The following is a 12,377-nucleotide window of genomic DNA, read 5'->3' as shown; positions in this document are numbered from 1 at the left end:
TATAGAGAAACCTGGAGAGAGAGGATATAGGATGGATACTCCAATTAACCAAATAGAACGATTTCAACTTCTGCTCCAACAAATAAATTTAATAGAAGATGCAGCTGTCATTCATTTTAAAAATGGTTCAATCGCAAAGTTAACTGTTCATAAACAATTAAAACAGTGGCATTTTCATTTTCAATTAGAAAAAATACTTCCTTTTGATATCTATCAACTATTTCAAACAAGACTTTCTAAGGCATTTGCTCATATTGCGGATGTTAGTTTTACGATTGAAACAATAGACCAATTATTTGAAGAAAAACATATACAGGATTATTGGTCAATTTGTATACAGCAAATGGACGGAATATCTCCGCCAATGCTATCTCTTTTAAATGAACAAAAACCAACTGTACAGGGAATAAAGGTTATTGTTAAAACCAAGAATGATACCGAAGCAATGACAATAAAACGAAAGTATGCTCCGCTAATTCAAGAGAGCTTTCAGCAGTTGGGTTTTCCTGCTTTACAAATGGAGACATCAGTTGGTGTGACAGAAGAAGAAATAAAGAAGTTTCAAGAAGAAAAACTCCAAGAAGATAAAGAAAGAGGTTTTCAAGCCTTAACAGAGATGGTCAATGCTGAGAAACAGCAAGAGTCAGGACAAGCTGAATACTCTGGACCATTAACAATTGGCTATACAATCAAAAATGATGAGGAAATACGAACTCTTCTATCAATTGATGATGAAGAAAGAAGAGCTACGATTCAAGGTTATGTATTTTTTGCTGAAACGAAGGAACTAAGGAGTGGAAGAACCCTTCTCACATTTAAAATAACTGACTATACAAGCTCAATTCTAGTTAAAATGTTTGCAAGGGATAAAGAGGATGCTAATTTAGTCCAAGCTGTAAAAAAAGGTATGTGGCTTAAAGTACGTGGAAGCATACAAACTGACACATTTGTAAGAGACCTTGTGATGATGGCAAATGATATTAATGAGGTATCGCCTAAAGAGAGACAGGATCAAGCTCCCGCGGACGAAAAGCGAGTTGAACTTCATCTACATTCACCAATGAGCCAAATGGATGCTGTTACACCTGTAAGTAAATATATAGAGCAGGCTATGAAATGGGGACATTCTGCAATTGCTTTAACTGATCATGCTGTCGCCCAATCATTCCCAGAAGCATACTCAGCTGGTAAGAAACATGGTGTGAAGATTTTATATGGTGTTGAAATTAATCTAGTAAATGATGGCGTCCCAATAGCTTATAACGACGATAACAGGTTTTTACCTGATGAAACATATGTTGTATTTGACGTAGAAACAACCGGTCTTTCTGCTGTTTACGATACAATCATTGAGTTGGCTGCTGTTAAAATTCGTGGAGGTGAGATTATTGATCGATTTGAATCATTTGCAAATCCTCATCACCCACTTTCTGCTATAACGATTGACTTAACAGGTATAACAGATGATTTGGTCAAAGATGCTCCGAATGTTGATGAGGTACTATCGAAATTTAAGGACTGGATTGGAAATGATATTTTAGTTGCCCACAATGCTAGCTTTGATATGGGGTTTTTAAATGTGGGCTATAAGCAACTATTGGGTGTAGGAAAAGCTAAGAATCCTGTTATCGATACACTTGAATTAGGAAGATTCTTATACCCTGAACTTAAAAATCATCGGTTGAATACTCTTTGTAAAAGGTTTGATATTGAATTAACCCAGCATCATCGAGCGATTTATGATGCTGAAGCAACGGGGTATCTACTAATTAAAATGCTAAAGGATGCAGCAGAAAAGGGCATCGAAAATCATAATCAATTTAATGATAATATGGGTAAAGGTAATTCATACCAACGTTCACGACCGTATCATGCAACTATCCTAGCGCAAAATGAGACTGGCTTAAAAAATCTATTTAAATTAGTGTCTATTTCACATATGAATTATTTTTATCGGGTCCCAAGAGTTCCGCGATCATTATTAAATAAATATCGTGAAGGTCTTCTAGTAGGTTCGGCTTGTGATAAAGGTGAAGTCTTTGAAGGGATGATGCAAAAATCCCCAGATGAAGTCGAAGATATTGCTGTTTATTATGACTATTTAGAGGTTCAGCCACTAGAGGTTTATAAGCATTTAATAGATTTGGATTATATTAAGGACGAAACAGCATTAAAAGAAATTGTAACTAATATTGTTAAGCTAGGGGAAAAACTTGAAAAGCCTGTAGTTGCAACAGGAAATGTCCATTATTTAAATCCTGTTGATAAGATTTATAGAAAGATCTTAGTTAACTCCCAGGGAGGTGCTAACCCTCTTAATCGTCATGATTTGCCTAATGTTCATTTTCGGACAACAGATGAAATGTTGAACTGTTTTTCTTTTTTAGGTAAAGAAAAGGCAAAAGAAATTGTCGTTGCAAATACGAATAAGATTGCCGGAATAATTGATGAAATTAAGCCAATAAAAGATGATTTATATACGCCAAAAATTGATGGCGCTGATGAGGAAATTCGTGCTATGAGTTATTCAAGAGCTAGAGGTATATATGGGGATAATCTTCCTGAGATAGTTGAAGCTCGTATAGAAAAAGAGCTTAAGAGTATTATTGGCCATGGATTTGCGGTTATTTATCTTATTTCGCATAAACTTGTTAAAAAATCGCTAGATGATGGTTACCTTGTTGGTTCACGTGGATCTGTTGGTTCATCTTTTGTTGCAACAATGACCGAAATTACTGAAGTAAATCCTCTGCCACCACATTATGTATGTCCAAATTGTCAGCACTCTGAATTTTTTAACGATGGTTCTGTAGGCTCTGGTTTTGACTTACCAAATAAAGAGTGTCCTAATTGTGGGATACAGTATCAAAAAGATGGACATGACATACCTTTCGAAACGTTCCTAGGATTTAAAGGTGATAAGGTTCCTGATATTGATCTGAATTTCTCAGGTGAATATCAACCGGTAGCTCATAATTATACCAAGGTTCTTTTTGGGGAGGATAATGTATATCGTGCAGGGACAATTGGTACTGTTGCAGAGAAAACAGCGTATGGTTACGTAAAAGGGTATGCGAATGATAATAATCTTATTCAAAGAGGTGCTGAGGTTGATCGATTAGTTCAGGGATGTACCGGAGTAAAACGAAATACGGGACAGCATCCAGGTGGAATAATCGTTGTACCAGAATATATGGATATTTTTGATTTCTCGCCAATCCAATTTCCAGCAGATTCTAAAGAATCGGAATGGCGTACTACTCATTTTGATTTCCATTCCATTCATGATAACTTATTAAAACTTGATATTCTCGGGCACGATGATCCAACCGTAATTCGGATGCTTCAAGATTTAAGTGGAATTGATCCAAAAACAATTCCGACTGATGATCCAGAGGTTATGAAAATCTTTAGTGGTACAGAGTCTCTTGGTGTTACAGAAGAACAAATTATGTGTAAAACAGGAACTCTTGGAATTCCAGAGTTTGGTACACGTTTTGTACGTCAAATGCTCGAAGATACTAAACCAACAACTTTTTCTGAATTGGTTCAAATTTCTGGTCTATCACATGGAACTGATGTTTGGCTAGGGAATGCTCAAGAATTGATACATGATAAGACTTGTACATTAAGTGAAGTAATTGGTTGTCGTGATGATATAATGGTTTATTTAATCTATCAAGGATTGGATCCTTCATTTGCTTTTAAAATCATGGAATCTGTTCGTAAAGGGAAGGGCCTTACGGACGAAATGGAAGAAGAAATGAAAAGTCAGGAAGTTCCATCTTGGTATATAAATTCTTGTTTGAAAATTAAATATATGTTCCCAAAAGCTCATGCAGCGGCCTATGTATTAATGGCAGTCCGAATTGCTTACTTTAAGGTGCATCATGCATTGTTATACTACGCAGCCTATTTTACAGTTCGAGCAGATGATTTTGATATTGATACAATGGTAAAAGGTTCAAACCCTATGAAAGCACTCATTAATGAAATAAATCAAAAGGGTTTAGATGCTTCACCTAAAGAAAAAAATCTTCTGACAGTATTGGAATTATCCCTAGAAATGTGTGAAAGAGGATATGCATTTCAAAAGGTTGACTTATATCGATCAAGTGCTACTGAATTTATCATTGATGGAGATACGCTAATTCCACCATTTAATTCAATACCTGGTCTTGGAACAAATGCGGCCTTGAATATTGTAAAAGCTAGAGTAGACGGAGAATTTTTATCCAAAGAAGATCTTCAGCAACGTGGTAAGGTATCGAAAACAATCATTGAGTACCTAACAAATCATGGTTGTTTAGATGAATTGCCAGACCAAAACCAACTTTCACTCTTCTAATTCAATGAGTAGGGATTTAGTTCAGCCAAGGTAATAAAAAAATGTCTACTGAAGTTAATTGTGGTTGATCACTATTACTAATTTGTTGCACTAAATAATGATAAATTCCAACAGATGGTGCATTAAGTAAGGCCTGACCCCTCAAAGCATAGTTAATTAATTTTTATAGACTATAAGGTTCAGCTACTTGGTAAATTAGGAATGAATTTGCAATAAAATTACGGTTATGTTATGCTTTTAATGGAAATGCTAACGATAAGCAGAGGAAAAGAGTGGGGAAACCCACTCTTTCGTATTGTAATCGTCCTCGTTACTCGGATTGTATATTACATATCATTCCCTGCTCACAAGGCAGGGTTTTTCAGCAATTAAACGTGTCAAACAGCTTTGGTTAGAGAAATATCTAGCTCAAGCGCTACGGACCTACGAGCACAGGATGAATAGTGCAGACAAAGATCAGGCTATCGCGCTTTCTTAGCAAGGAGGAAGAGAATGAGCAAAAAAGTAACGGAAATTGTCGAAGAATTATTGTTGCCAATATTAAGTGATATGAATTTAGAATTGGTTGACATTGAATATGTAAAAGAAGGTTCTAATTGGTTTCTTCGTTTATTTATTGATTCGGATACAGGCATTGATATTGAGGAATGTGGTATTGTAAGTGAGCGTTTAAGCGAGCAGCTTGATGAACTAGACCCCATCCAACATAACTACTTTTTAGAGGTGTCATCACCAGGTGCTGAAAGACCTTTAAAAAAAGAGGAAGATTTTAAAAAGTCAATTGGTAAAAATGTTCATATTAAAACGTATGAACCAATTAATGGTGAAAAGTCATTTGAAGGTGTCTTAACTGATTTTGATGGTCAAACAGTTGTTATAACTGTAACGATTAAGACTAGAAAAAAACAGTTTGAAATCCCTTATGATAAAGTGGCAAAGGCTAGACTAGCCGTTACCTTTTAATTTAGTGTGTTCTAACTATTTGTTATTCTAGAGATCTAGTGAAAAATAGAGTCGCATAGGAATTGTATTACTTTAACAATACGCACATTATAATCAAAATTATTCTCCGCTTACTTCTTAAGTGTGTAAGCTTAACCTTAAATGAAGAAGATGGATAGTACAAAACAGGAATTAGCATATAGCTTATTTTTTAAGGGGGAAGCCGTTAAAATGAGTAGTGAATTATTTGATGCCTTAACAATTTTAGAAAAGGAAAAGGGCATCAGTAAAGAAATTATTATTGACGCCATTGAAGCTGCATTAATTTCTGCTTATAAAAGAAATTTTAACCAAGCACAAAATGTTCGTGTAGATCTTAATCGGGATACAGGCTCAATGAAAGTTTATGCAAGAAAAGATGTTGTTGATGAGGTCTATGATCCACGTCTAGAAATATCAATTGGCGAAGCACAAGGGATTAATCCAAATTATGTGCTTAACGATGTTATTGAAATGGAAGTAACCCCAAAAGATTTCGGACGTATCGCAGCTCAAACAGCTAAACAAGTAGTAACACAACGTGTACGAGAAGCTGAACGCGGTGTTATTTATAGTGAGTTTATTGATCGTGAAGAAGACATTATGACTGGTATTGTTCAGCGAACCGATTCAAAGTTTATTTATGTAAGCCTAGGGAAAATTGAAGCCCTCTTACCTGTTAGTGAACAAATGCCAAATGAAACGTATAAACCACATGATCGTATAAAGGTATTTATTACTAAAGTTGAAAAGACAACAAAGGGTCCACAGATTTTTGTGTCAAGAACACATCCTGGCTTATTAAAAAGGTTATTTGAGATTGAAGTTCCTGAAATATATGATGGGACAGTTGAAATTAAATCTGTTTCACGTGAGGCTGGAGACCGTTCGAAAATATCTGTTCATTCCGAAAATACTGAGGTAGATCCAGTTGGTTCATGTGTTGGTCCAAAAGGTCAACGTGTACAAGCAATTGTTAATGAACTTAAAGGTGAAAAAATTGATATTGTCAAATGGTCTCAAGACCCAGTTGAATTTGTTGCTAATGCATTAAGTCCATCAAAAGTAGTTGACGTCCTTGTAAATGAAGAAGAGAAAGCTACAACTGTTATTGTACCGGACTATCAACTATCTTTAGCAATTGGGAAACGTGGGCAAAATGCTCGTCTAGCAGCTAAACTTACTGGTTGGAAAATTGATATAAAAAGTGAGACTGACGCAGAAAAGGCTGGGATTTATCCAATTCAAAAAAGTGAATCCGAAAACCTTGATGAACCACTTTTAACAAATTTTCACGAATCAGAGCTTAGTGAATAAGAGGTGAAATCCCATGACCAATCGCAAAATACCTTTGCGTAAGTGTGTTGCAACAGGTGAAATGAGAGCGAAAAAGGAGCTTGTCCGTGTTGTTCGATCAAAGGAGGGCGAAGTTTCTATCGACCTTACCGGTAAGAAGAATGGACGCGGGGCTTATATCACTCTAGAAAAAGAGTGTATTTTACAAGCGAAAAAGAAGAATGTTCTTGCCAATCATTTAAAGACAAAAATTGACGAAACTGTTTACGAAGAGTTACTTCAATTGGCTGAGAAGGAGAAAGAATAAATACATGAATCAGCAAAAACAGTGGACGTCCTTATTGGGCTTAGCAAATCGAGCACGAAAAGTAATATCAGGAGAAGAACTTGTAGTTAAAGAAGTAAGACAAAAGCGTGCTAAGCTTGTTCTTCTTTCACAAGATGCATCTGCTAACACAATGAAAAAGGTAACAGATAAATGTAATTATTATCAGGTCCCCTTTATGACTGTTGAAGATCGCTACCAATTAGGTAAAGCAATTGGTAAAGAAGCGAGAGTCGTTGTAGCGGTAAATGATGCAGGCTTTGCTGCAAAGTTAAAAACCTTGCTCGATTAATATTCTTGGGGGTGAACGTATGACAAAAATGCGAGTATATGAATACGCAAAACAATCAAATGTATCAAGTAAAGATATTATTAATACGTTACAAGAGCTGAATGTTGAAGTTAGCAACCATATGTCAACGATCGAAGCTGATGTGATTGTTAAACTAGATCAAAAGTTTAAAACAAAAAATACAAGTAATACAAATAACGAAACGACTAAGAAAACGGGGAACCAAGTGAATAATTCAAAACCAAGTCCAACTAATACAACTAATACAACTAATACAACTAATACAAATAATACAAAAGTAACTAGTGTAAACAATGCAGCTGCCAACAAAACGCAAAAGCCAGCTCAAACAAATACAAATCGTAATAACAACAAACCAAATCAAGCTAACAACAAACCTTTTAATCAAAATAAGGGTAAGAAAAACAATAACAATAAGAAAACAAAAGGTAATTTTCAACAACCCTTACAACCTAAACCAAAAAAAGAATTACCTAGTAAAATCACTTTTACAGGTAGCTTAACTGTAGGAGAATTAGCTGGAAAACTTGGACTTGAACCATCTGAAATAATTAAAAAGCTACTTCTACTAGGCACTATGGCAACAATAAATCAAGAGCTTGATAAAGATTCAATCGAATTAATTGCTGGGGAATATAATGTTGAGGTTGAAGAAGAAATTGTCTTTGAAAAAACAGAATTTGAAAAATATGAAGAAGAAGACAAAAAGGAAGATCTAGTCATCCGTCCTGCTGTCGTCACAATCATGGGTCATGTTGATCACGGTAAAACAACTCTTTTAGACTCTCTTCGTAATACAAAAGTAACTGAAGGGGAAGCTGGGGGAATAACACAGCATATTGGAGCATATCAAATTGTAGCTAATGATCAGAAGATTACATTTCTTGATACACCTGGTCATGCTGCTTTTACAACGATGCGTGCCAGAGGAGCCCAGGTTACCGATATTACAATCTTAGTTGTTGCTGCAGATGACGGTGTTATGCCTCAAACGATTGAAGCGATTAACCATGCAAAAGCTGCAGAAGTTCCAATCATTGTGGCAGTAAACAAAGTTGATAAAGAAGCAGCAAACCCAGACCGCGTTATGCAAGAATTAACAGAACATGGTCTAGTACCAGAGGCTTGGGGTGGGGATACTATCTTTGTACCTGTCTCAGCATTAACAGGTACGGGGCTTGAAGACCTACTTGAAATGATTCTTTTAGTAACAGAAGTTGAAGAACTAAAAGCAAATCCAGCAAGACGTGCTACTGGTACTGTTATTGAGGCACAACTTGATAAGGGTAGAGGTTCTGTTGCAACTCTTCTAGTTCAAAACGGTACACTACGCGTCGGTGATCCAATTGTTGTTGGAAATACATTTGGACGTGTTCGTGCAATGGTTAACGATATTGGTCGTCGAGTGAAAGAGGCAGCACCTTCAACCCCTGTTGAAGTTACTGGACTAAATGATGTTCCATTAGCTGGGGATCAGTTCATGGTATTTGAAGATGAAAAGAAAGCTCGTTCAGTAGGGGAAGCAAGAGCCCAAAAGCAAATGGATGCTCAACGCAGTGAAGGATCTAAATTAAGTTTAGATGATTTGTTTGAGCAAATTAAACAAGGTGAAATTAAAGACATTAATTTAATTGTCAAAGCTGATGTTCAAGGTTCTGTTGAAGCCTTAGCAGCGGCATTACAAAAAATTGATGTTGAAGGGGTACGTGTTAAAATCATTCACACGGGCGTAGGTGCAATTACTGAATCAGATATCATTCTTGCAGCAGCTTCTAATGCAATCGTTATTGGCTTTAACGTACGTCCTGATAATGGAGCGAAGAAAACAGCTGATGTTGAAGAAGTAGATATTCGTCTGCATCGTATTATTTACAAAGTAATTGAAGAAATTGAATCAGCAATGAAGGGTATGCTTGATCCTGAATTCGAAGAAAAAGTAATCGGTCAGGTTGAAGTACGTCAAACATTTAAAGTATCTAAAATTGGTACGATTGCTGGAGCGTATGTAACTGAAGGTAAAATCACTCGTAATAGTGGTGTACGATTAATTCGTGATGGAATCGTAATTTTCGAAGGTGAAATAGATACATTAAAACGCTTTAAAGACGATGTAAAAGAAGTTGCTCGAAATTATGAGTGTGGGATCACTATTAAAAATTATAATGATCTTAGAGAAGGCGACATTATTGAAGCATATGTTATGGAGGAAATTGAGCGTAAATGATTGGAGCAATTGATTGTGAATGCATGATCTATGACGCGCAATCTTTAAAGGATAAAAGAGCTGTTTTACAACGAGTACTTTCAAGGGTAAAACAAAAATATAATGTTTCAATTTCAGAAATTGATTATCAAAATACATGGCAGCGTACAAAGTTTGGCATAGTTGCGATTAGTTCCTCAAAGGTTCAAACAGAAAAAGAATTGCAGAGTGTATTGCGATTTATTGATTCATTTCCTGAAATTGAGCGAACGGTTACGACTATTGACTGGCTGTAAGTAAAGAGGTGATGACATGAGCTTAAGAGCAAACCGTGTCGGTGAACAAATGAAAAAAGAGTTAGGCGATATAATAGGTCGAAAAATAAAAGATCCTCGTATCGGCTTTGTTACAGTAACAGATGTAAGTGTATCTGGTGACCTGCAAATTGCTAAAGTTTTTATCTCTGTTTTAGGAGATGAAGAACAACGTGAAAATACGTTAAAAGGTTTGGCAAAAGCTAAAGGGTTTATTCGTTCAGAAATTGGTCAACGAATTAGGTTGAGAAAAACACCTGAGATTCTTTTCGAATTTGATGAGTCAATTACTTATGGAAATCGAATTGACACACTATTACATGAGATTAATGCAGAAAATAAAGAGGAGGAGTAACTCTCCTTTGTTAAAGGGATAGACACCTTCGTCTATCCCTTTTTCTAACCGAACAAAATCTATAAGGCATAGGAGGGGTTTTAAATGGAAGGTGTGCTTTTATTACATAAGCCCACAGGTATGACGTCTCATGATTGTGTAGCGAAAATGAGAAGGCTTGCGAAAACAAAAAAAGTCGGACATACAGGTACATTAGATCCAGATGTGACAGGGGTATTACCAATCTGTCTTGGGAGGGCAACAAAAATTGTTGAGTATTTAACTGCATCTTCAAAAACCTATGAGGCAGAAGTAACAATTGGATTCTCTACGACTACTGAAGATGCCTCTGGTGAAGTAATAGAAAAGAAAGAGGTACGCTTCCCAATTACAAAACAAGAGGTTGAGGACGTGTTAGTTTCATTAGTGGGAACCATTGAGCAAGTACCCCCGATGTATTCTGCTGTAAAAGTGAAGGGCAAAAAGCTTTATGAATATGCTAGAGCTGGTATAGAAGTAGATAGGCCTATCCGTCAAATTATTATTAGTGAATTAGTCCTTTTAGATGAAGTAAACAATGTAGATAATAAGACTAAATTTCGATTTCGTGTAACATGTTCAAAAGGTACTTATGTACGGACATTGGCAGTGATGATTGGCGAAAGACTTGGTTATCCTGCTCATATGTCACATCTAATTAGAACGAAATCAGGTGAATTTGATTTATCGAATTGTATGCATTTTGATGAAATAGAGGCAGCTATAGAAAATGGTACACTTGAGGCATCTTTGCTGTCAATTGGTGATGCATTAAAAGATTTGCCGAAATTAATTATCCATGATACTCTAGCAGAGAAAGTGAAAAATGGTGCACTACTTGAATTACCTATAGAATTTCAAGACTTTGAAGTTGGGTCCCCAATAGTTATATACAATAGGGACGGTAGGTGCATTGCTATATATGCTAAGCATCCAACAAAGGCTCAGTTTATGAAGCCGATAAAAGTGCTTATGAATGAAACTTAAGAATCTATAAGTATGAGTGTTCAAAAGCAGGCAAATAGCGTTGATGGTCTCAGGGAATCGCAGCTACCTAAAAATCTCACGTATGCTATACGTAAGAGTAGTGTAGAAACCGACGCCTGTAAGTAGTTAGCTATTTTTCCTAGAATGAACAGCAGCTTAAAGTTAGAAAAAAGGTGAAGTTGACTGTGAAACTTATTAAACTATCTCAACCACATACATTTAACAAGCAAGACTTTAAGGAGCAAGTATTGGCATTAGGTTATTTTGATGGTGTACATAAAGGCCATCAAAAAGTTATGATAAAAGCTAAGGAAATTGCTCAAAAGCAAGGGATGAAATGTGCGGTTATGACATTTCATCCTCATCCGCTTGTTGTGCTTAGAAAACAAGCGGAAATTGATTATTTAACACCGCTTGAAGAAAAGATACAAATAATTGAAGACTTAGGTGTTGATACATTATTTGTAGTTGAATTTACAAAAGACTTTGCTGCTTTACTACCACAACAATTTGTTGACGAGTTTATTATCAACCTAAATGTAAAACATGTCGTTGCCGGTTTTGATTTTACATATGGCCATTTGGGAAAAGGGACTATGGAAACTCTCCCATTTCATTCCCGTGAGGAGTTTCTCCAGACGACCGTTGAAGAACAAACCGACAATGATCGCAAAATTAGCTCAACACTGATACGTGAAGTATTAAAAAGTGGTGATGTAACATATGCTCATACGCTCTTAGGGCGACCACATATGGTTACAGGATCTGTAATTCATGGGGATAAAAGGGGGAGAACAATAGGTTTTCCGACAGCCAATATAGAGATAGCTGATCTTTATTTGGTTCCACCCACTGGAGTTTATGCTGTATCAATTCTAGTTAATGATCTTAAATATAGTGGAGTATGTAATATTGGTTATAAACCTACCTTTAACAAGGAAAAGTTATTGAAACCTAGTATTGAAGTGCATATTTTTAACTTTCATAAGGAAATTTATGGGGAAAAGGTCTCAGTTTCTTGGTACAAACGGATAAGAAGTGAACAGAAGTTTAATAATGTTGAGGAACTCATCCAACAAATTTCCAAAGATAAAGTAGATGCACTACAGTTTTTTGAGCGAAAAACAGTTTAGTGCTTGCAAAAGCAGTTGAAAAATAGTATTCTAATTATTGTAACTTAAAACCATTGCTTGGCAAATCGATTCACCAACGTTTGCTCGGTAATCGGGGTTTTTTG

The 12,377-nt window shown here is 36.0% G+C and carries 10 protein-coding genes; all 10 read left to right on the top strand.

Features of this window, described 5'->3' with window-relative positions:
• The first annotated feature begins 31 nt into the window (after positions 1-31).
• Positions 32-4,348: a PolC-type DNA polymerase III gene (locus AC6CHR_RS01855; protein ID WP_498246748.1), complete on the top strand. Its 4,317-nt coding sequence runs from the start codon at positions 32-34 to the stop codon at positions 4,346-4,348.
• A gap of 492 nt (positions 4,349-4,840) precedes the next feature.
• The gene (rimP, locus tag AC6CHR_RS01850) at positions 4,841-5,311 is read left to right on the top strand and encodes a ribosome maturation factor RimP (RefSeq protein ID WP_498246747.1); all 471 of its coding nucleotides are present in this window, start codon (positions 4,841-4,843) and stop codon (positions 5,309-5,311) included.
• A gap of 210 nt (positions 5,312-5,521) precedes the next feature.
• Positions 5,522-6,646: a transcription termination factor NusA gene (nusA, locus tag AC6CHR_RS01845; protein ID WP_498246746.1), complete on the top strand. Its 1,125-nt coding sequence runs from the start codon at positions 5,522-5,524 to the stop codon at positions 6,644-6,646.
• Between the two features lie 13 nt (positions 6,647-6,659).
• On the top strand, positions 6,660-6,932 hold the full coding sequence (rnpM, locus tag AC6CHR_RS01840; protein ID WP_498246745.1) for an RNase P modulator RnpM: 273 nt from the start codon (positions 6,660-6,662) through the stop codon (positions 6,930-6,932).
• A gap of 4 nt (positions 6,933-6,936) precedes the next feature.
• Complete coding sequence (locus AC6CHR_RS01835) at positions 6,937-7,242, top strand: YlxQ family RNA-binding protein (protein WP_498246744.1); 306 nt, start codon at positions 6,937-6,939, stop codon at positions 7,240-7,242.
• A gap of 19 nt (positions 7,243-7,261) precedes the next feature.
• Complete coding sequence (infB, locus tag AC6CHR_RS01830) at positions 7,262-9,487, top strand: translation initiation factor IF-2 (protein ID WP_498246743.1); 2,226 nt, start codon at positions 7,262-7,264, stop codon at positions 9,485-9,487.
• Positions 9,484-9,762, top strand: coding sequence for a DUF503 domain-containing protein (locus AC6CHR_RS01825; RefSeq protein ID WP_498246742.1), 279 nt, complete (start codon positions 9,484-9,486; stop codon positions 9,760-9,762). Before infB ends, AC6CHR_RS01825 begins: the two co-directional genes overlap by 4 nt.
• A gap of 16 nt (positions 9,763-9,778) precedes the next feature.
• The gene (rbfA, locus tag AC6CHR_RS01820) at positions 9,779-10,135 is read left to right on the top strand and encodes a 30S ribosome-binding factor RbfA (RefSeq protein ID WP_498246741.1); all 357 of its coding nucleotides are present in this window, start codon (positions 9,779-9,781) and stop codon (positions 10,133-10,135) included.
• 84 nt (positions 10,136-10,219) lie between these two features.
• Positions 10,220-11,140 carry a tRNA pseudouridine(55) synthase TruB gene (gene truB / locus AC6CHR_RS01815; protein WP_498246740.1) on the top strand — a complete coding sequence of 307 codons (921 nt, stop codon included), beginning with the start codon at positions 10,220-10,222 and terminating at the stop codon, positions 11,138-11,140.
• Between the two features lie 185 nt (positions 11,141-11,325).
• Positions 11,326-12,273 (top strand): bifunctional riboflavin kinase/FAD synthetase, encoded by a 948-nt coding sequence (gene ribF / locus AC6CHR_RS01810; RefSeq protein WP_498246739.1) that lies wholly within the window; start codon positions 11,326-11,328, stop codon positions 12,271-12,273.
• Positions 12,274-12,377 lie beyond the last annotated feature (104 nt).

The organism is Metabacillus sp. GQ13, assembly GCF_059758525.1.
Note: the sequence above shows the minus strand (reverse complement) of the source record. Positions and strands in the feature narration are given on the sequence as shown.